We start from the raw sequence: 18,510 nt of genomic DNA on the forward strand, positions 1-18,510 counted from the left end.
TAAATTAATAACAGACGATACCCACTGAAGGAGAGGTCATGTCCCGCAACACACTGAACACGCTGAAGGATTTCAACATTGCTGGCAAGAAGGGGAAGTTCTACTCCCTGCCGGCGCTGGAAAAGAGCCTGGGCATCAACGTCTCCCGCCTGCCGGTATCGATCCGCGTGGTGCTGGAGTCCGTCCTGCGCAACTGCGACGGTAAGAAGGTCACCGAAGAGCACGTCAAACAGCTGGCCGGCTGGGGCGCGACCGCAGAACGCACCGACGAGATTCCATTCGTTGTGGCCCGCGTGGTGCTGCAGGACTTCACCGGCGTGCCGCTGCTGGCCGACCTGGCCGCGATGCGCAACGTGGCCTCGAAAATGGGCGTCAACCCGAAGAAGATCGAGCCGCTGGTGCCGGTTGACCTGGTGGTCGACCACTCCGTCACCATCGACCACTTCCGCGAGCCGAAGGCGCTGGACCTGAACATGAAGCTGGAATTCTCGCGCAACAATGAGCGCTACCAGTTCATGAAGTGGGGCATGCAAGCTTTCGACACCTTCGGCGTGGTGCCGCCGGGCTTCGGCATCGTGCACCAGGTGAACCTGGAGTATCTGGCGCGCGGCGTGCACAAGGCCGCCGACGGCGTGTACTACCCGGACACCCTGGTGGGCACCGACTCGCACACCACCATGATCAACGGCATCGGCGTGGTGGGCTGGGGCGTGGGCGGCATCGAGGCGGAAGCCGGCATGCTGGGCCAGCCGGTCTACTTCCTGACCCCGGACGTGATCGGCGTAAACCTGACCGGCGCGCTGCGCGAAGGCTGCACCGCGACCGACCTGGTGCTGACCATCACCGAACTGCTGCGCAAGGAGAAAGTGGTGGGCAAATTCGTCGAGTTCTTCGGCGAAGGCACCGCGACGCTGTCGCTGACCGACCGCGCCACCATCGCCAACATGGCCCCGGAATACGGCGCCACCATGGGCTTCTTCCCGGTCGACGACGCCACCATCGACTACTTCAAGGGCACCGGCCGCACCAAGGCCGAGATCGACGCCTTCGAAGCCTACTTCAAGGCCCAGAACCTGTTCGGCGTGCCGAAAGCGGGCGAAATCGACTACACCCGCGTGGTGGCGCTGGACCTGACCAGCGTGACGCCATCCCTGGCCGGTCCCAAGCGCCCGCAGGACCGCATCGAAATCGGCAACGTGAAGAACAACTTCACCGAACTGTTCTCGAAACCGACCACCGAAAACGGCTTCAACAAGAATCCGGCCGATCTGACCTGCGAATACACCACGTCGAACGGCGTCAAGGTGCACAACGGCGACGTGCTCATTGCCGCCATCACCTCCTGCACCAACACCTCGAACCCGTCGGTACTGCTGGCGGCCGGCTTGCTGGCCAAGAAGGCGGTGGAAGCCGGCCTGACCGTGGCGCCGCACATCAAGACCTCGCTGGCCCCCGGCTCGCGCGTGGTGACCGAGTACCTGACCGCCGCCGGCCTGCTGCCCTACCTGGAACAACTGGGCTTCGGCGTCACCGCCTATGGCTGCACCACCTGCATCGGCAACGCCGGCGACCTGACGCCGGAACTGAACGCGGCCATCGCCACCCACGACATCGTGGCCTCGGCCGTGCTGTCGGGCAACCGCAACTTCGAAGCGCGCATCCACCCGAACATCCGCTCCAACTTCCTGGCCTCGCCGCCGCTGGTGGTGGCCTACGCCATCGCCGGCAACATGACGCGCGACCTGATGACCGAACCGGTCGGCAAGGGCAAGGACGGCAAGGACGTGTACCTGGGCGACATCTGGCCGACCTCGCAGGAAATCGGCAAGCTGATGAAGTTCGCCATGAACTCGAAAGTGTTCAAGGACAATTACGCCGACGTCAAGGGCGCACCGGGCGAGCTGTGGGAAGCCGTGTCGACCACCGAAGGCCAGGTCTACAACTGGCCTGACTCGACCTACATCGCCGAGCCGCCGTTCTTCGACGGCTTCGAGATGACCCCGAAAGCGGCCGCCTCCGGCATCACCGGCGCGCGCGCACTGGGCGTGTTCGGCGACTCGATCACCACCGACCACATCTCCCCGGCCGGCTCGATCAAGGAAGACGGCCCGGCCGGCAAATGGCTGAAGGACAACGGCGTGCTGAAAGCCGACTTCAACTCCTACGGTTCGCGCCGCGGCAACCACGAGATCATGATGCGCGGCACCTTCGCCAACGTGCGCATCAAGAACAAGATGATCCCGGCCAAGGCGGACGGTTCGGCGGTGGAAGGCGGCATCACCATCCACCAGCCATCGGGCGAACAGCTGTCGATCTACGACGCGGCCATGAAGTACGTGGCCGAAGGCACCCCGACCATGATTTTCGGCGGCGAAGAGTACGGCACCGGCTCCTCGCGCGACTGGGCCGCCAAGGGCACCCAGCTGCTGGGCGTGAAGGCCGTGATCACCCGCTCGTTCGAGCGCATCCACCGCTCCAACCTGGTCGGCATGGGCGTGCTGCCGCTGCAATTCATCGGCACCGATTCGGTTGAATCGCTGGGCATCACCGGCAAGGAAGTGTACGACCTGAAGGGCCTGGAAGGCGAGATCAAGCCGCAACAGCTGGCCACCCTGGTGATCCACCGCGCCGACGGCTCGTCGCAGGAAGTCACGGTCCTGCTGCGCATCGACACGCCGATCGAGGTGGACTACTACAAGCACGGCGGCATCCTGCCGTTCGTGCTGCGCCAGCTGCTGGCCGCGTAACCGGCCCGCCCTGCTGTCAAAAACGCCGGATTCGTCCGGCGTTTTTTATTTGGGCCGCCTCCCCGGCCCGAATCCACTACAATACGGATAACAGAACTTTCCAGAGACTAGTACAGCGCTATGCGTCGCCCATCCAAAGAATCGCCACACAAACTCACTGCCGACAGCCAGCGCCTCGTCACCCTAGCCCAGGCCGTCGGCCAGGCCGCCAGCCGCCTCGAAGAGCGCAGCTGGGAACACAGCCTGGACGCCCAGCTGCAGAAGCTGCTCAAGACCGGCCACCAGGACACCATCGACGCCGCCTTGAACGGCCTGTTCCGGGAAGACCTGAACGCCTACGACGTGCTGATGGACGGCGTGGAAGCGGTCAGCGAGTCCAGCACCATCACGGTGGAGGCGGACGGCGCCAGCACGCAGTACGACGTGCTGCTGGTGGCCGCGCCGATCCTGGCCTGGACCCGTTTCGCCATCGCTTCCGGCCCGATCCCGGCCGACGTGCTGAACACCTTGTCGGCGCACTTCTCGGCCCACCTGCTGGCCGACGGCACGCACATGGCCATGGCCTCGATGCTGTATTCCATCGACCAGCTGCCGCGCAGCCACGCCGAGGCCTACAGCAAGACCCACAAGCTGGCCCAGGCCGCGCTGAAGGGCGTGGCCTTCAAATCGGAAGCCAAGGCGCCGGACACCGCGCCCTTCCTGGCCGACACGCGCTATCTGCTGGTAGCCGTGGTGGCGCCGCACGGCGGCCCGATATTCCGCTGGCAGATGCCGGCGCTGCAGTCGAACTTCGCCGAAGAGCGCAAGGCCGCGCTGGAGCAGTGGCGCATCCAGGCGCTGCCGACCGTCAACCGCCTGCTGCCGGGCTGCGGCGTCGAGCTGCTGCTGCCGGAAGCGTACTACATGGCCTGCCGCGAAGCGGACAAGCTGATCCGTCCGGTATCGATCCGCGCCGCGGTGCACTACCTGACGCACACCCTGTCGGTGGAACCGTCCGAGCTGCGCGCCGTGATTGCCGGCTTCGGCGAGGAAGCGGCCGACGGCCAGATCGACGAATACCGCGTCGCCTTCACCCCGCGCCAGAGCGCGGACGTGGTGTACGGCGTGGTGTGGCCGCTGTACGGCCAGGAGGACGAGGAAGGCACGCCGCCGGAAGGGCCGATCTCGGGCAGCATCGCCGAGCTGCTCAAGCCGCGCACGCCGGTGGAAGAGATCGTCGAGCACCTGAACGCGCTGGGCGTGACGCAAGTGAAGAAGCTGGGCGAGCGCTACGTGTCCGAATACTGCGACGACTGCGGCGCGCCGCTGTTCGCCGACCCGACCGGCGAGCTGGTGCACGCCGAAATGCCGGAAGACACCCCGGCCGGGAACGAGCACTTCCATTAAGCGTTCATCGGCGGGTTACGCAGGGCAAGCCCTGCTAACCCGCCCTGCGCAAAAAGCCCTCGCGAGAGGGCTTTATTTTTTCGGCTGCGGCTGGGGCCGCTGTTCCGGCGGCGCGGCCGGAACATAGATGACTATGGGCTGCTGAGCCTGCTGCCCTGGCTGCGCGGCCGGCGGCGACGCCGGTTTCAACGTATTCGTTATTCCCACGAACAGCCCGCCAAAACCGATAAACAGGCCTATCACCGTTGCCAGCGTCCAGCGCGCGAAATCAGCGCGCAAGGCCTCCACGTCGGCCTTGGTCGCCAAGGTCGGCAAGATCGCGTCGATACGCGCGGCGAACTCTTTCCAGTCGTCTTCCATCCTGTCAGTCTAGGATGGAAGACGGCATTTACCAAGCGGAGTACGGGTGCTTGATCAGGTTGGAGTTGAGGTAGCGCATATCGTGCGTGACTTCTTCCCCGGCCCAGTCCGGCTTGTCGAAGGCCTGGTCTTCGGATGGCAGCTCGATTTCGGCCACCACCAGCCCGGCGTTCACGCCGAGGAACTCGTCCACTTCCCACACGAAGCCCGCGTGCGGAATGCGGCGGCGGTATTTCTCGATGATGGGCTGCTCGCACAGCTTGTCGAGAAACTCCTGCGCGTCCGCCATCGGGATCTCGTACTCCCACTCGCCCCGGCTGGCGCCCACGTTCTTGCCCTTGATGGTCATCACCGCGCGCTCGCCTTCGATGCGCACGCGCACCACGCGCTGCGCGTGCGAGGACAGGTAGCCCTGGCGCAGCAGCACGGGTTCGCCCTGCTGCATCCAGGCGTCGCTGGTGACCAGGAACTTGCGTTCGATCTCGACGCCCATGCTCAGTCGTCCAGCGACAGCAGGATGGGCTGCAGGATGGCGCGGCCCAGCGCGGCGCTGCGGGCGCCGTTCCAGCCCACGTAGGCGTCCGGCAGGTCGGCGTTGTCCTTGAACGGCATCTCCAGGGTCAGCGCCAGGCACTTGAAATGGTGGCCGATGTACTTGGAGGCCAGGGTCAGCATGTCTTCCTTGTACTTGCTGGCGGCGTAGCCGTATTTGTCCTGGAAGTCCGGGCTGGCGTTCTTGTAGCGCTCGATGAAGGCATTCTGCGACGCGGCCTGTTCGGGCGTGAAGTTTTCCAGCATCTCGTTGCCGGCCACGAAGTTGTACGGCAGCGCCTCGTCGCCGTGGATGTCGAAGAACATGTCGACGCCGGTTTCGTGGATCTTGTTCTTCACGTACAGCACTTCCGGCGAGCGCTCCAGCGATGGCGTCATCCACTCGCGGTTCAGGTTGGCGCCGGCGGCGTTGGTGCGCAGGTTGCCGCGCACCGAGCCGTCCGGGTTCATGTTCGGCACGATGTAGAAGCAGCAGCGCTGCAGCAGCTTGCGCGCGATCGGATTGGCATCGTCCAGCAGCGCATCGACCAGGCCTTCGACGAACCACTCGGCCATCGATTCGCCCGGGTGCTGGCGCGCGATGACCCACACTTTCTTCTCCGCCTCCGGTTCGCCGATGACGACCAGGTTCATGTCGCGCCCGTCCACCGTGCTGCCCAGGTCCAGCACGCGCGCGGCCGGATTCTCGGCCACTTCGCCCAGCAGGCGCAGGTGGCGTTCCCACGAATACGGCTCGAAGTAGGCGTAGTAGACGCTGTCCAGGTCCGGCGTGTGCTTGATGGTCATCACCTCGCCGTCGAAGGAGGTCGGCACGCGGAACCAGTTCTCGCTGTCGTAGCTGGCCACGGCGTTGTAGCCCTCGTAGCCCTTGGCGTAGGTGGCCTGGCCCGCATTCAGGAAACGCATGGTGACGGCCTGGCCGCGCGCGCCCTGCAGGCGGAAGTGGAACCACTGGCGGATGTCGGCAGCGTTGTCGTCGCGCAGGTTCAGTTCTATGGTGGCGGCGCTATCGGCGCGCAGCACCTCGATGGCGCCGGAGTCGAAGTTCTGGCTGATTTTGATGGTCATGGCGGTCCCGTGTAGATAGATCCAAGACCGTCATTTTAACCGCAGCGGGGCGGGGGCGCAGCGCCCCCTTGCCCTCGCCTTAGTCCACGTTGCACCCGCGCGCCTTCAGGGCCGCGCGCACGCCGGCGCCGTAGGCCGGGTCGGCCTTGTCGAAATGCCCCAGCTGGCGCTGGATAATCTCGTCGCTGACCTGGCTCATGGGACCGGCCAGGTTGTTGAACAGGTTTTGCCGCTCCTGGGCCGGCATCAGCCGGAACAGGTTGCCGGCCTGGGTGTAGTCATCCTCGTGCCCACGGCCGTCGTAGCGCGCCGCCGCGCCGGCCAGCGCCAGCTCCGGTTCGCCGTTGCCCAGCCCCTTGCCATGGATGCCGCCCGCCTCCACCGCCGCGTAGTTCTGCGCCGCGCCGCCGTTGCTGACGGCCATGGCGCCGTCGCGCTGCTGGTTGTGGAAGGGGCAGCGCGGCGCGTTCACCGGCAGGTGCTGGTGGTTGGTGCCCACGCGGTACAGCTGCGCGTCGTGGTAGGCGAACAGGCGTGCCTGCAGCATCTTGTCCGGCGAATAGCCCATGCCCGGCACCGCGTTCGACGGCGACAGCGCGGCCTGCTCCACTTCGGCGTGGTAGTTGACCGGGTTGCGGTTCAATTCGAACAGGCCCACCGGCTGCAGCGGGAAGTCGCCATGCGGCCAGACCTTGGTCAGGTCGAACGGATTCCAGCCGGTGCGCTCGCCCCACGCCGCCAGCTCGGCGTCGGTGGCGACCTGGATTTTCACATCCCACTGCGGGAAATCGCCGGCGGCGATGGCGCCGAACAGGTCGCGTTGCGCGTAGTCCGGGTCTTCGCCGGCGATGCGGGTCGCCTCTGCCGCGCTCAGGTTCTTGATGCCCTGGCGGGTCTTGAAGTGCCACTTCACGTACACACGCTCGCCCGCCTCGTTGATCAGGCTATAGGTGTGGCTGCCGAAGCCGTCCATGTGGCGGTAGCCGTCCGGGGTGCCGCGGTCCGAGAACAGCATGGTCACCTGGTGCAGGCTTTCCGGCGCCTTGCTCCAGAAGTCGAACATCATGGCGGGCGATTTCAGGTTGGTCTGCGGATCGCGCTTCTGGGTATGGATGAAGTCCGGGAACTTGATGCCATCCTTGATGAAGAACATCGGGGTGTTGTTGCCCACCAGGTCCCAGTTGCCTTCCTCGGTGTAGAAGCGCACCGCGAAGCCGCGCGGATCGCGCTCGGTGTCGGCGCTGCCCTTCTCGCCACCCACGGTGGAAAAGCGCACAAAGGTTGCCGTCTGCTTGCCGATGGCCGAGAACAGCTTGGCCTTGGTGTAGCGGCTGATGTCGTGCGTGACAGTGAACGTGCCGTAGGCGCCGGAACCTTTGGCGTGCACCACGCGCTCCGGAATGCGCTCGCGGTTGAAATGCTGCAGCTTCTCGATCAGGTGGAAGTCCTGCAGCAACACCGGCCCGCGCGGGCCGGCGGTGATGGAATTCTGGTTGTCGGCGACGGGGATGCCGGACGCGGTCGTAATTGGTGGCTGCTGGCTCATTGCTTGCTCCTCAAGAATATTGTTCGGTGTGAATTCATTCTAGAGAAGCAGGCAACATTTACAAAGACAATTGATTTTATTGGTTCAATAGTTTTTTATAATTACCACCCTGCCACAGCTCGCGCATCGTGCCCTGCTCGCGGTAGCGCGTGTGCCAGCTATAGGCTTTCTCCAGCACGTGCGGAGTCTGGCCGCCGCGCGGCAGCGCTTCTTCCAGATAGGCGCGCAGCTGCGGGCGGTAGTCCGGATGCGCGCAACGCTCGATGATGAGCGGCGCGCGTTCGCGCGGTGCCAGCCCGCGCAGGTCCGCCAGGCCCCATTCGGTGACCAGCACGTCCACGTCGTGTTCGGTGTGGTCGACGTGCGGCGTCATCGGCACCACGCTGGAGATTGCGCCGTCCTTGGCCACCGATTTGCTGACGAAGAAGGACAATTGGCCGTTGCGGGCAAAGTCGCCCGAGCCGCCGATGCCGTTCATCATGTGGGTGCCGCCCACGTGGGTGGAATTCACGTTGCCGTAAATGTCGAACTCCAGCGCCGTATTGAGCGCGATGACGCCCAGGCGCTTGACCAGCTCCGGGTGGTTGCTGATCTCTTGCGGGCGCAGCACGACGCGGTCGCGGTAGCGGCCGATGTCGCGCAGGAAGCGCTCATGCATCGCTGCCGACAGGGTGATCGAGGAGGCGGACGCCATGCCCAGCTGGCCCGAATCCAGCAATTCGATGGCGCTGTCCTGCAGCACTTCCGAATACATGGACAGGTTGCGGAAAGACGAGCCGGTGAGACCGTGCAGCACGGCGTTGGCGATGGTGCCGATGCCCGCCTGCAGCGGCAGCAGCTCCGGTCCCATGCGCCCCGCCGCCACTTCCGCCTCCAGGAAGGCGATGATGTGGCCGGCGATGGCCTGGGTTTCCGCGTCCGGCGGCAGCACGTTGGAGGGGCTGTCCGGGCTATCGGTGATAACGATGGCGGCAATGCGCGCCGGGTCGATATCGATGGTGGCGGCGCCGATGCGCTGGCCGGTGTGCGTGAGCGGAATCGGCTCGCGGCCGGGCCGCTGCGCGGGCAGGTAGATGTCGTGCAGGCCTTCCAGCGCCAGCGGCGCGCTCAGGTTGATTTCGATGACGACTTGCGCAGCCTGCGCGGCGAAGCTGGCCGAATTCCCGACCGACATGGTGGGCACGATGCCGGCGGCATCGCCCTGCCGCGTGATGGCCACCGCTTCGATCACCGCGATGTCGACCGGCGTCAGGCTGCCGCCGCGCAGCTGCTCGGCGGTTTCGGACAGGTGCTGGTCGATGAACATCACCTCGCCGCTGTTGATCTTCCTGCGCAGCGCGGCGTCGGACTGGAACGGCATGCGGCGCGCCACCACGCCCGCATTGGCCATCAGGCCGTCGCTGTCGCTGCCCAGCGATGCGCCGGTGATCAGCGTGAGCGCCAGCGGTTCGCTGCGGGCGCGCTCCACCAGCGCCAGCGGCAGCGCCTTGGCGTCGCCGGCGCGGGTGAAACCGCTCATGCCGACCGTCATGCCGCTGCGGAACAGCCGCGCGGCGTCGGCCGCCGTCATTACCTTGTCCATCAGCGCCGGCAGGCGGATACGGTCTTCATGCATGATGTGCTCCAGGTCATTATGTTTTGGTGGGACCAGTATAAAATCGGGCATTCATGCATTGCATGACTTAATTTCCTCAACTCCAGTCGGAAAACTCATGGATATCCGTTCGCTGCGCTACTTCATCGAAACCGCCCGCCTGAGCAGCTTCACGCAAGCCGCCGAAGCGCTGCACGTCACCCAGTCCACCATCAGCAAGATGGTGCGCCAGCTGGAGCATGAAGTGGGCGCGCCGCTGCTGGTGCGCGACGGCCGGCGCCTGACGCTGACCGACACCGGCGCCGTGGTCTACGCGCGCGGCGAGGAAATGCTGGCCACCTTGCGCCGGCTGCAGCTGGAAGTGCGCGACACGCAGGCGCGCCAGCGCGGCACGCTGGCGATCGGCATTCCGCCCATGATCAACCTGCTGTTCACGCCGGTGCTGAAAGCCTTCCGCGAGCGCCATCCCGGCATTGCGCTGGCGCTCAGCGAGGACACCGGCCAGGCCATCGAGCGGCAGGTGGCGGCGGGCGAACTGGAGCTCGGCATGACGGTGCTGCCGGCCGACGCCACGCTGGCCCTGCAGGCCGAGCCCATCGCCAGCTATCCGCTGTACGCGCTGGCGGCCGCCGGCACCTTCCAGCGCAGCCGCCGCACGCTGCGGCTGAAGGAGCTGGCCGCGCTGCCGCTGGTGTTACTGAAAGACGATTTCGCCTTGACGCGCGCGCTGCGCAATGCCTTCGCGCAGGCCGGCATCACGCCAGCCATCGCGGCGCAAAGCGGCCAATGGGACTGGCTGGTGGAAATGGCATCGGTCGGCATCGGCGTGGCGCTGGTGCCGGAGCCCTTTGTGCACCGGCTGGCCGACGAGCGCCTGCACGCGGTGCGCATCGTGGAGCCGGCGCTGGCCTGGGATGTGGCGCATGTCTGGAACGGCCGCTACCTGTCGCACGCGGCGCGCGCGTGGCTGGCGGTATGCCAGGACGTGCTGGGCCTTAAAAGTCCTCGTGGATCGCCACGCCCTCGATAGGATCGACCACGCTGTCCCACGGGCGGGCCGCCAGCGCGCGCCGGGTATCCTCGTAGCCGGCCTTCCAGCGGTGGTGGATGCCGGCGGCGGTGAAGTCGATGTCCTTGGTGTGGTCTTCGCTGTCCAGGCGCGGCGCCTTCAGCATCACGATGTGCATGCGGCTGCCGCACCCCCAGCCGGCCAGTTCGCGCGCTTCCGGGCTGCGCCGCATCTCGGGCGGCAGCTGCAGGGTGAGCTGGCGTATCACGTGCCGCAGGCGGTGCATGCGGCGCTGCTGCTCGATGTTGGCGACGCGGCTGGCGTACTGGATTTCCTTGTGCTTCTCAAGCACGTCAAGCACGCTTTGCGGCTCCTTGCCGTCCGGGTTCCATACCTGCACCGAGAAGATCACCGAGTCGAGCCGGGGCTCGTCATCCAGCACCGCTTCGATCGGCGTGTTGGAATAAATGCCGCCGTCCCAGTATGGCTCGCCGTCGATGCGCACTGCGGGAAACGCGGGCGGGATCGCCCCGGAGGCCATCACGTGTTCCACGCTCAGCGCCTCCTTCTTGCTGTCGAAGTAGCGCATCTCGCCGTTGCGCGCATTGACGGCGCCCACCGTGAAGCGGGTGCCGTTGCTGTTCAGGTAGTCGAAATCGACCAGCATGGCGAGCGTCTTGTGCAGCGGGCCGGTACGGTAGAAGGACGCGTTCTCCACGCCGACCTTGGCGTTCGGGTTCCACCAGGTTGCCGGGTTCAGCGCAAAGAAGGCCGGGATGCCCTGCGACAGCGTAAGCGCGTTGGCGAACTCGCGCGGCATGCCTGGATACAGGGCCGAATGCTGCTCCATCATGGTCCAGAATTGGCGCAAGCGCTCCACCCGCCGCGCCGGCGGATTGCCGGCGATAATGGCGCCATTGAGCGCGCCGATGGAGGTGCCGATCACCCAGTCCGGCTCGATGCCAGCTTCGTTCATGGCCTGGTACACGCCCAGCTGATAGGCGCCCAGCGCGCCGCCGCCCTGCAGTACGAGCACCACTTGTCCCGGCATTGCCGCTGCGTTGGGTTTCACTTGCTCTCCGAGTAAGGGGGTATAAGCTGATTGTACCCAAAGTCAACCGAACGCTGGTTCGCGGCGGAAATCGCTATCATTGCAGTGCACAAAAACAGGAGCCGCCATGCACACTCAACAGCCCCAACGCAGCAACCAGGTCCTGGCGCGCCACGTCGATGAAGGACTGACCATCGACCGCCGCATCGGCGCCGCCAATGCCTGGGCCTACATGCTGCACAAGGCGGTGCCGGCCGGCGTCATCACGCGCGTGCTGGCCTATCCCGAACAGCGCCGCCGCAGCTGAGCGGCAAGGGTAAACCAAGGCCAAGGAAACTTTTGCATCGCAGCAGAAACATTGCAAATTTGAAATTATTAATCAAGCGACATCCCGTCCGATTTCGTGCTAAGGTGGCCGCAGATACGCAATCGCTCTGGGAGTCACCATGCAAAATGTATTGAAGAAAAGCCTGCTCGCACTACTGCTGGCAGGCGCCGCCACCGGCACCGCACGCGCTGCCGATATTTTGTACCAAGCAAGCAACAAGGCCCTGCTGCCGCCGGTCCCCGGCGAAGTCAACTATCTGAATGAAGCGGATTTGATCAGCCTGGCCAACGCGGCGCCCGCCGCCAGTGCGGCGCAAGCGCAGCTGCCGGCCGTCAGCCCGATTCCGGAACCCCCCATGTATATCATGCTGCTGATAGGCGTAGGCCTGGTCAGCCTGGTAGCGCGACGATCGGCGCCGCCGCCAAAATTCAGCACAGAAACATAAGCTCCCCCGGCCCGCCCCGGCCTGCCCCGGTTCGCCCCATTTCCTTCGATTCCGCGCGCACTTTGCACTAATCTGGCCTCCGTCATGAACTGCCGGAGGCCGGCCCGATGAAAAGAAGAACCTTGCTGAAACTGGCGGCGCTGCCCCTGGCACTGTCCGCGCTGCGCCCTGCGTTTGCCGGCGCTATCGCCCCGCTGACCGGCCTGCGCGCACGGGTCCGCCCCGGCGATCGGGGCTGGCCGTCAGCCTCCAGCTGGGCCGGCTTGCGCCGTAGCGTGACCGGCAAGCTAAGCAAACTTGAACCCTTCTTTGCCGCCTGCCAGGCTGGCCAGACCAGCCCCGCCTGCACCACCGCGCTGGCCCACCTGGCCAATACTTTCGAGATTGGCGACCAGCCCGCCCTGACGCAAACCAGCGGCTGGATCGACGCGTGGACGTCGCAGCCCAGCGCCTATGCGCTGGCCGCCGCCAACACGGCCGACGTGGTTGCCGCCGTCAATTTCGCCCGTACACACAAGCTGCGCCTGGTGGTCAAAGGCGGCGGCCACAGCTACCAGGGCACGTCCGATGCGCCCGATTCGCTGCTGGTGTGGACCCGCCGCATGAACGAGGTGCACCTGCACGAGGCCTTCGTGGCGCAAGGCTGTGCGGACGCGCCCCAGCCCGCCGTCAGCATGGGCGCCGGCGCCATGTGGATGGACGCCTACGATGCCGTCACCACGCGCGGCGGCCGCTATGTGCAGGGCGGCGGCTGCACCACGGTGGGCGTGGCCGGACTGGTGCAAAGCGGAGGCTTCAGCAATTTCTCCAAGAACTACGGCACGGCAGCGGCCGGGCTGCTGGAAGCGGAAGTCGTCACCGCCGACGGCCAGGTACGCATCGCCAACGCCTGCACCAACCCGGACCTGTTCTGGGCGCTCAAGGGCGGTGGAGGCGGCAGCGTCGGCGTGATCACGCGGCTGACCTTGCGCACGCGCGAACTGCCGGCCACGTTCGGCGCCGTGTTCTTCAAGGTCAAAGCGCTGTCGGCATCCGCGTACCGCGAACTGATCGCCCGCCTGGTCGCCTTTTACGCCAGCGCGCTGTTCAATCCGCACTGGGGCGAGCAGATCTGCTTCAACGCAGACTCGGTCGACGTCTCGCTGGTGTTCCAGGGACTCAGCCAGCAGCAGGCCGATGCCGTCTGGGCGCCGCTGCTTGATTGGCTGCGCGCCCGGCCCGAGTACATTGTCGACAAGCCCTATCAGTCGCTCGCCCTGCCGGCCCGGCATTTCTGGGACGCGGAATTCTTCCGGAAAAATGCGCCCGGCTATATGGTGCCCGACGGGCGCCCCGGCGCGCCGCCCCACCACGCGCTATGGAAAGGCGACCTGGAGCAAGCCGGCTGGTACATCCACGGCTACCAGTCCGCGTGGATGCCCGCGTCGCTGCTGGATACGGAGCGGCAAGCCGCACTGGCCGAGGCCATCTTCCGCGGCAGCCGCCTCTGGCAGCTGGGCTTCCACTTCAACAAAGGCCTGGCCGGGGCGCCGGCGGCGGAAATCGCAGCGGCGCGCGACACGGCCATGCACCCCGGCGCGCTGAACGCATTCGCCCTGCTCATCATTGCCGGCGGCGAAGGGCCGCAATTCCCCGGCATGCCGGGCAGCGGCCCGGACCGGGCGCACGCAAGAAACCGTGCCCGCCAGATCGGCAAGGCCATGGACGAGATGCTGACAGTGGCGCCCGGCGCCGGCGCCTACGTGTCCGAAAGCGACTACTTCCAGCGCGACTGGCAGACCGCTTTCTGGGGCAGCAACTACCGGCGGCTGGCGCAGATCAAGCAGAAATACGATCCGCAAGGCCTGTTCTTCGTCCACCACGGCGTGGGCAGCGAACGCTGGAGCAGCGACGGTTTCACGCCGGCCAAGGCCGCGCCGAACACCTGAAGCCCGGATCGTGGCAGAGCTAATCGGCGTGAAGACGACGACGTCCCGGGTGCCCATGGGCGCCGCGAAGGTAGGCATCTGGACCGCAGAATAGAAAAAGCCGGCGACTGCCGGCTTTCAATGAAAAATTAGTTGTTGGTCGGGGCGAGAAGATTCGAACTTCCGACCCCTTGCACCCCATGCAAGTACGCTACCAGGCTGCGCTACGCCCCGACGAACGAAAGCATTATAGCAGCAGGTTTGGGATTTTGGTAAGAGTGCTTTATGCTTAACATATGATTAATTCCATCAACCTTGCCGCCGAGCTGATTGCCCAGGCCGATGCGCTCATCGTAGCTGCCGGCGCCGGCATGGGCGTCGATTCGGGGCTGCCGGATTTTCGCGGCAACGAGGGCTTCTGGAATGCCTACCCTGCGCTGGGCCGCGCGCGGCTGGACTTCAGCAGCATCGCATCGCCGCAGGCGTTCCGGGACGATCCGGCGCTGGCCTGGGGCTTTTACGGGCACCGGCTGGCGCTGTACCGCGCCACCGTGCCGCACCAAGGCTTCGCGCTGCTGCGCGAATGGGGAGTCCGCATGGAACACGGGGCCAGCGTCTTCACCAGCAATGTGGACGGGCAGTTCCAGTTGGCGGGCTTCGATCCGCAGCGGGTGCTGGAGTGCCACGGCTCCATCCACCATTTGCAATGCATGCGGCCCCGCAGCGGCCGTGGCTGCGGCGGTATCTGGCGCGCGGACGGCTTCGTGCCGGAAGTGGACACCGATGCCTGCCGCCTGCGCAATGCGCCGCCCGCCTGCCCCCACTGCGGCGCGCTGGCGCGGCCGAATATCCTCATGTTCGGCGATGGCGAGTGGCTGGAGGACCGCACGGCGGCACAGGAGGCACGCATGCATGCCTGGCTGGCGCGCGTGCGCCGGCCGGTGGTGGTGGAACTGGGCGCGGGCACGGCGATTCCGTCGGTGCGCCACTTCAGCCACAGCGTGGTGCAGCACTACGGCGGGCGGCTGGTGCGCATCAATCCGCGCGCGCCGCAGGTGCCAGGCCCGCGCGACGCCGGCATTGCCATGGGCGCGCTCGACGGCCTGCGGGCCATCGCCGCCGCCCTCGATAAGCTTTAGACCACCTTCAGCGCGATCGGCGCCAGGCCTTCGATCTTCGCCACCATGGTCTGGCCGCGCGTGACCGCGCCGACGCCTTCGGGCGTGCCGCTGAAAATCAGGTCGCCCGGCTGCAGGGTGAACAAGGTGGACAGGTTGGCGATGGTTTCGCTGATGGACCAGATCAGGTGCGTGATGTGGCTGGACTGCCTGACCGCGCCATCGACCTCCAGCGTGATGGCGGCCTGCGCGATGCCGTCCGCCTGCGCTGCGGGCGTGATCACGCCGATGGGCGCCGAGTAGTCGAAGGCCTTGCCGATTTCCCACGGCCGTCCGGCATCCTTCATCTGGCCTTGCAGGTCGCGCCGGGTCATGTCGAGGCCGACCGCGTAGCCGAATACGTGCTGCAGCGCGTCCTCCACGGCGATATCGCTGCCGCCCTTGCCGATGGCCACCACCAGTTCGCACTCGTAGTGGTAATTGCTGGTCTTCGGCGGATACCGCAGCTCGGACACGCCCTGCGGCGGCACCGGCAGCACGGCCATGGCGTCGCCCGGCTTGCAGAAGAAGAACGGCGGTTCGCGGCTGGGATCGGAGCCCATTTCGCGGGCGTGGCCGGCGTAGTTGCGGCCGACGCAGTAAATGCGGCGCACCGGGAACCGCGCGTCCGTGCCGGCCACCTGCAGCCCGGCGATGTCGTGGGCGGGGAAGATGTAGGAAGTGGTCATCATGTCCTTTATGAGAACAGCATGGCCTTCATGGCGATGCTCATATAGCGCGACAGCGCCGGCTCGTTCAGTTTCGGATTATGCACCACACGCACGTCCAGCCCCTGGAACAGGCAGATCATGGCTTCGACCAGGCCGTCCATGGTGAAGTCGTCGGTGGGCAAGCCGTGCCGCTCGCGGGCGGCCTTGAGGATGGCGCGAAACTGCAGGCGCGCACGCACGTCGGCATCGTGCACCACTTCAGCGATCTTGGGATTGCGCGCCGATTCGGCCGATATCTCCAGCGCCAGCGGCCAGGTATTCGGGTCGAGGTGCTCGTTCACGTGGCGCGGCGCGTCGTCCACCATCGACTGCAGCGGGTCGGCCTGCTGCTCCAGGTCGCGCATCAGCTGCGACACCCGTTCCACGTTCTGTTCGACGAAGGCGGCAATGATGGCGTCCTTGCTGTCGAAGTAGTTATAGATATGGCCTGCGCTCATGCCGGCCGCCTTGGAAATTTCGGCCATGCTGGCGCCGTGAAAGCCGCTGCGCCCGAAACAGGCCGCCGCCGCGTCCAGCACCTGCTTGCGGCGCACCAGCGCGCGCTCCGGGTCGATATGGCGTTTTTCGGTGGTGCTCATGCTGGATTCCTCGTGTTCGATGCGGTACTGTGGCCAACACCGCGCATTTTGTCAATTTGGCGTGTAACAGCGAGCCGGATTGGTGATACCATAAAGACAACATAAACCAGCACAGGGTGTCGTCCATGATGACCTACAAGACCGCGCCATCGATTGAGCTACGCCCAGCCACGCCGGCCGACCAGCCCTTCCTGCAGCGCCTCTACGCCAGCACGCGCGGCATGGAATTCCGCCTGCACGGCTGCGACGCGGCCACCGAGGCGATGTTGCAAAATGTCCAATTCAAGGCGCAGCAGACCGATTTCCAGCTGCAATACCCGGACGCCGAAGCCACCATCATCGTCGAGCGCGAACGCCCGATCGGCCGCCTGTATGTGCAGTACAGCGACGACGAGGTGCGGCTGATCGACATCACCCTGCTGCCCGAGTACCGGGGCCGCGGCATCGGCAAGGGCTTGCTGCGCGGCCTGCAGGCGCACGGCCAGCGCCTGCACCTGCCGGTGCGGCTCAATGTCCTGATCGGCAATCCGGCGCAGCGGCTGTGCCAGCGCTGCGACTTCATCATGCAAGGCCTGGACGGCCTGCACGCCGCCATGGAATGGCGGCCGTCCTAGCCGCAGCCCCCATCGTTACCGGTAACCGCCGCCCAGCACCTTGTACAAGGTGACCTGGTTGTCGGCGCGCGCCAGGCGGGCCGAGATCAGGCTTTGCTGGGCCGCGTACAGCGCGCGCTGCGACACCAGCGCGTTCAGGTAGGACTCGGAGCCTTTCTGGTAGCGCGCTTCATGGATGCGGAAGCTCTTTTGCGACGCGTCCGCCAGCGCCACCTGCGAGGCCAGGCGCTCGTCCAGCGTGCCGCGCTGGGCCAGCGCATCCGCCACTTCGCGGAAGGCCGACTGGATGGCCTGCTCGTAGCGCGCCACGGCGATGTCGCGCTCCACCTTGGCCACGGTCAGGTTGGCCGTGTTGGCGCCGCCGTTGAAGATGGGCAGATGAATCTGCGGCAGGAAGCTCCAGGTGCCCGAACCGGCCTTGAACAGCCCGGACAGGTTGCCGCTGGCGCTGCCGGCCGTGCCGGTCAGCGAAATGCTGGGGAAGAAGGCCGCGCGCGCCGCGCCGATATTGGCGTTGGCCGCTTGCAGCGTGCGCTCGGCGCCCAGCACGTCCGGACGGCGCTGCAGCACTTCGGACGGCAGGCCGGCCGGCAGCTCGGCCATCGCCGCCACGCTGGCCAGCGGCGCCTGCTGCTGTTGCAGCTCGGCCGGCACGGCCGCGCCCACCACCAGCGCCAGCGCATTCTCGCCCTGCGCCACCTGCGCGGTGTATACCGCCATGTCGTTGCGGGCCGCTTCCACGCTGGTCTGCGCTTCGTACATGTCCAGCCCGGAGGTGGCGCCCGCCGCAAAGCGGCGCTTGCTCAGCTCATAGGTGATCTGCTGGCTTTTCAGCGTGTCCGCCGCCAGGCGCAGGCGCTCGCGGTCCGCTTGCAGCGCCAGCCAGGTGCTGGCCGTTTCGGCCACCAGGCTGATTTGCTGCGCGCGGCGCGCTTCCTCGGTGCCCAGGTACTGCTGCAGGGCCGCCTCCGACAGGCTGCGCACCTTGCCGAAGAAGTCCAGCTCGTAGGACACGCCCAGGTTGGCCGTGTACTGGCGGTTGATTTGCCCTTGGCCGCCGGCGCTCATATTGTCCGCGGTGCGGGTGGCGCTCTGGCCGCCGGAGGCGGTTACGCTGGGCACCAGCGCGGCGCGCTGGATGCCGTACTGCGCGCGCGCCTTCTCGATGTTGAGCGCCGAAACGCGCAGGTCGCGGTTGTTGGCCAGCGCCAGCGCGATCACCTGGCGCAGGCGCTCGTCGGCAAAGTAGTCGCGCCAGGCGATGTCGGCGGCCGGCTTGGCGTCCGCCGCCACCGGGGCCGGCCGGTAGGCATCGCCTTGCGGCCAGCCCGCCGTCACCGGCGCGGCCGGGCGTTGGTACACCGGGGCCAGGCTGCACGCGCTCAGGAAGGTCGCCGCGCAAGCCGCGGCGGCCAGGGAAAGTAAAGTCTTTTGCAT

At 66.2% G+C, this 18,510-nt stretch carries 17 protein-coding genes and 1 tRNA gene; 8 read left to right on the top strand and 10 right to left on the bottom strand.

Annotated features, from left to right (window positions below; genetic code table 11):
- Positions 1-38: 38 nt before the first annotated feature.
- Positions 39-2,747 carry an aconitate hydratase AcnA gene (acnA, locus tag AC6H42_RS23275; protein WP_497549046.1) on the top strand — a complete coding sequence of 903 codons (2,709 nt, stop codon included), beginning with the start codon at positions 39-41 and terminating at the stop codon, positions 2,745-2,747.
- 120 nt (positions 2,748-2,867) lie between these two features.
- On the top strand, positions 2,868-4,133 hold the full coding sequence (locus tag AC6H42_RS23280; RefSeq protein WP_497549047.1) for a DUF2863 family protein: 1,266 nt from the start codon (positions 2,868-2,870) through the stop codon (positions 4,131-4,133).
- Positions 4,134-4,205: 72 nt separating this feature from the next.
- Here AC6H42_RS23280 and AC6H42_RS23285 read toward each other — a convergent pair whose 3' ends face one another.
- The 5 genes from AC6H42_RS23285 to scpC all read right to left on the bottom strand — a co-directional run bounded on the left by AC6H42_RS23285 (position 4,206) and on the right by scpC (position 9,274).
- A complete protein-coding gene (locus tag AC6H42_RS23285) occupies positions 4,206-4,493 on the bottom strand; it encodes a hypothetical protein (protein ID WP_497549048.1) in 288 nt (95 codons plus the stop codon).
- 28 nt (positions 4,494-4,521) lie between these two features.
- Positions 4,522-4,986 (bottom strand): CYTH domain-containing protein, encoded by a 465-nt coding sequence (locus AC6H42_RS23290; RefSeq protein WP_497549049.1) that lies wholly within the window; start codon positions 4,984-4,986, stop codon positions 4,522-4,524.
- Between the two features lie 2 nt (positions 4,987-4,988).
- Positions 4,989-6,113 carry a M14 family metallopeptidase gene (locus AC6H42_RS23295; RefSeq protein ID WP_497549050.1) on the bottom strand — a complete coding sequence of 375 codons (1,125 nt, stop codon included), beginning with the start codon at positions 6,111-6,113 and terminating at the stop codon, positions 4,989-4,991.
- A 79-nt stretch (positions 6,114-6,192) separates the two neighbouring features.
- On the bottom strand, positions 6,193-7,659 hold the full coding sequence (locus tag AC6H42_RS23300) for a catalase (protein WP_057155986.1): 1,467 nt from the start codon (positions 7,657-7,659) through the stop codon (positions 6,193-6,195).
- Positions 7,660-7,735: 76 nt separating this feature from the next.
- On the bottom strand, positions 7,736-9,274 hold the full coding sequence (scpC, locus tag AC6H42_RS23305) for a succinyl-CoA:acetate CoA-transferase ScpC (RefSeq protein WP_057155987.1): 1,539 nt from the start codon (positions 9,272-9,274) through the stop codon (positions 7,736-7,738).
- Between the two features lie 97 nt (positions 9,275-9,371).
- Between scpC and AC6H42_RS23310 the strand changes: the two genes are divergently transcribed.
- Positions 9,372-10,283 (top strand): LysR family transcriptional regulator, encoded by a 912-nt coding sequence (locus AC6H42_RS23310; protein ID WP_057155988.1) that lies wholly within the window; start codon positions 9,372-9,374, stop codon positions 10,281-10,283.
- On the opposite strand, the gene AC6H42_RS23315 is transcribed toward AC6H42_RS23310, so the two are convergent.
- Entirely contained in the window at positions 10,249-11,313 is a 1,065-nt protein-coding gene (locus AC6H42_RS23315) for a patatin-like phospholipase family protein (protein ID WP_057155989.1), read from the bottom strand. The two genes, AC6H42_RS23310 and AC6H42_RS23315, sit on opposite strands and share 35 nt — an antisense overlap.
- Before the next feature lie 127 nt (positions 11,314-11,440).
- On the opposite strand from AC6H42_RS23315, the gene AC6H42_RS23320 reads away from it, so the two are divergent.
- The 3 genes from AC6H42_RS23320 to AC6H42_RS23330 all read left to right on the top strand — a co-directional run bounded on the left by AC6H42_RS23320 (position 11,441) and on the right by AC6H42_RS23330 (position 14,014).
- Positions 11,441-11,620 (top strand): hypothetical protein, encoded by a 180-nt coding sequence (locus AC6H42_RS23320; RefSeq protein WP_057155990.1) that lies wholly within the window; start codon positions 11,441-11,443, stop codon positions 11,618-11,620.
- Positions 11,621-11,759: 139 nt separating this feature from the next.
- Positions 11,760-12,086: a PEP-CTERM sorting domain-containing protein gene (locus AC6H42_RS23325; protein ID WP_157200969.1), complete on the top strand. Its 327-nt coding sequence runs from the start codon at positions 11,760-11,762 to the stop codon at positions 12,084-12,086.
- A 107-nt stretch (positions 12,087-12,193) separates the two neighbouring features.
- Positions 12,194-14,014: an FAD-binding oxidoreductase gene (locus tag AC6H42_RS23330; protein WP_497549051.1), complete on the top strand. Its 1,821-nt coding sequence runs from the start codon at positions 12,194-12,196 to the stop codon at positions 14,012-14,014.
- 136 nt (positions 14,015-14,150) lie between these two features.
- On the opposite strand, the gene AC6H42_RS23335 is transcribed toward AC6H42_RS23330, so the two are convergent.
- Positions 14,151-14,227: transfer RNA gene (locus tag AC6H42_RS23335), tRNA-Pro, on the bottom strand.
- Positions 14,228-14,289: 62 nt separating this feature from the next.
- On the opposite strand from AC6H42_RS23335, the gene AC6H42_RS23340 reads away from it, so the two are divergent.
- Positions 14,290-15,132 carry an SIR2 family NAD-dependent protein deacylase gene (locus tag AC6H42_RS23340; protein ID WP_057155993.1) on the top strand — a complete coding sequence of 281 codons (843 nt, stop codon included), beginning with the start codon at positions 14,290-14,292 and terminating at the stop codon, positions 15,130-15,132.
- Here the strand turns inward: AC6H42_RS23340 and AC6H42_RS23345 are convergent.
- The gene (locus AC6H42_RS23345; RefSeq protein WP_373888179.1) at positions 15,129-15,842 is read right to left on the bottom strand and encodes a fumarylacetoacetate hydrolase family protein; all 714 of its coding nucleotides are present in this window, start codon (positions 15,840-15,842) and stop codon (positions 15,129-15,131) included. The genes AC6H42_RS23340 and AC6H42_RS23345 overlap by 4 nt on opposite strands.
- A 5-nt stretch (positions 15,843-15,847) precedes the next feature.
- Positions 15,848-16,459 (bottom strand): TetR/AcrR family transcriptional regulator, encoded by a 612-nt coding sequence (locus tag AC6H42_RS23350; RefSeq protein WP_057155994.1) that lies wholly within the window; start codon positions 16,457-16,459, stop codon positions 15,848-15,850.
- A gap of 125 nt (positions 16,460-16,584) precedes the next feature.
- Between AC6H42_RS23350 and AC6H42_RS23355 the strand changes: the two genes are divergently transcribed.
- A complete protein-coding gene (locus tag AC6H42_RS23355; protein WP_082551872.1) occupies positions 16,585-17,073 on the top strand; it encodes a GNAT family N-acetyltransferase in 489 nt (162 codons plus the stop codon).
- A 15-nt stretch (positions 17,074-17,088) separates the two neighbouring features.
- On the opposite strand, the gene AC6H42_RS23360 is transcribed toward AC6H42_RS23355, so the two are convergent.
- Positions 17,089-18,510: an efflux transporter outer membrane subunit gene (locus tag AC6H42_RS23360; protein WP_497549052.1), complete on the bottom strand. Its 1,422-nt coding sequence runs from the start codon at positions 18,508-18,510 to the stop codon at positions 17,089-17,091.

The organism is Massilia sp. NBRC 108631, assembly GCF_059704565.1.

Coding starts and splice junctions, on each gene's coding strand:
- AC6H42_RS23300 (WP_057155986.1), bottom strand. CDS start 7,659: ATGAGCCAGCAGCCACCAATTACGACCGCGTCCGGCATCCCCGTCGCC.
- acnA (WP_497549046.1), top strand. CDS start 39: ATGTCCCGCAACACACTGAACACGCTGAAGGATTTCAACATTGCTGGC.
- AC6H42_RS23350 (WP_057155994.1), bottom strand. CDS start 16,459: ATGAGCACCACCGAAAAACGCCATATCGACCCGGAGCGCGCGCTGGTG.
- AC6H42_RS23340 (WP_057155993.1), top strand. CDS start 14,290: ATGATTAATTCCATCAACCTTGCCGCCGAGCTGATTGCCCAGGCCGAT.
- AC6H42_RS23280 (WP_497549047.1), top strand. CDS start 2,868: ATGCGTCGCCCATCCAAAGAATCGCCACACAAACTCACTGCCGACAGC.
- AC6H42_RS23360 (WP_497549052.1), bottom strand. CDS start 18,510: ATGCAAAAGACTTTACTTTCCCTGGCCGCCGCGGCTTGCGCGGCGACC.
- AC6H42_RS23330 (WP_497549051.1), top strand. CDS start 12,194: ATGAAAAGAAGAACCTTGCTGAAACTGGCGGCGCTGCCCCTGGCACTG.
- AC6H42_RS23345 (WP_373888179.1), bottom strand. CDS start 15,842: ATGATGACCACTTCCTACATCTTCCCCGCCCACGACATCGCCGGGCTG.
- scpC (WP_057155987.1), bottom strand. CDS start 9,274: ATGCATGAAGACCGTATCCGCCTGCCGGCGCTGATGGACAAGGTAATG.
- AC6H42_RS23285 (WP_497549048.1), bottom strand. CDS start 4,493: ATGGAAGACGACTGGAAAGAGTTCGCCGCGCGTATCGACGCGATCTTG.
- AC6H42_RS23310 (WP_057155988.1), top strand. CDS start 9,372: ATGGATATCCGTTCGCTGCGCTACTTCATCGAAACCGCCCGCCTGAGC.
- AC6H42_RS23315 (WP_057155989.1), bottom strand. CDS start 11,313: ATGCCGGGACAAGTGGTGCTCGTACTGCAGGGCGGCGGCGCGCTGGGC.
- AC6H42_RS23325 (WP_157200969.1), top strand. CDS start 11,760: ATGCAAAATGTATTGAAGAAAAGCCTGCTCGCACTACTGCTGGCAGGC.
- AC6H42_RS23355 (WP_082551872.1), top strand. CDS start 16,585: ATGATGACCTACAAGACCGCGCCATCGATTGAGCTACGCCCAGCCACG.
- AC6H42_RS23320 (WP_057155990.1), top strand. CDS start 11,441: ATGCACACTCAACAGCCCCAACGCAGCAACCAGGTCCTGGCGCGCCAC.
- AC6H42_RS23295 (WP_497549050.1), bottom strand. CDS start 6,113: ATGACCATCAAAATCAGCCAGAACTTCGACTCCGGCGCCATCGAGGTG.
- AC6H42_RS23290 (WP_497549049.1), bottom strand. CDS start 4,986: ATGGGCGTCGAGATCGAACGCAAGTTCCTGGTCACCAGCGACGCCTGG.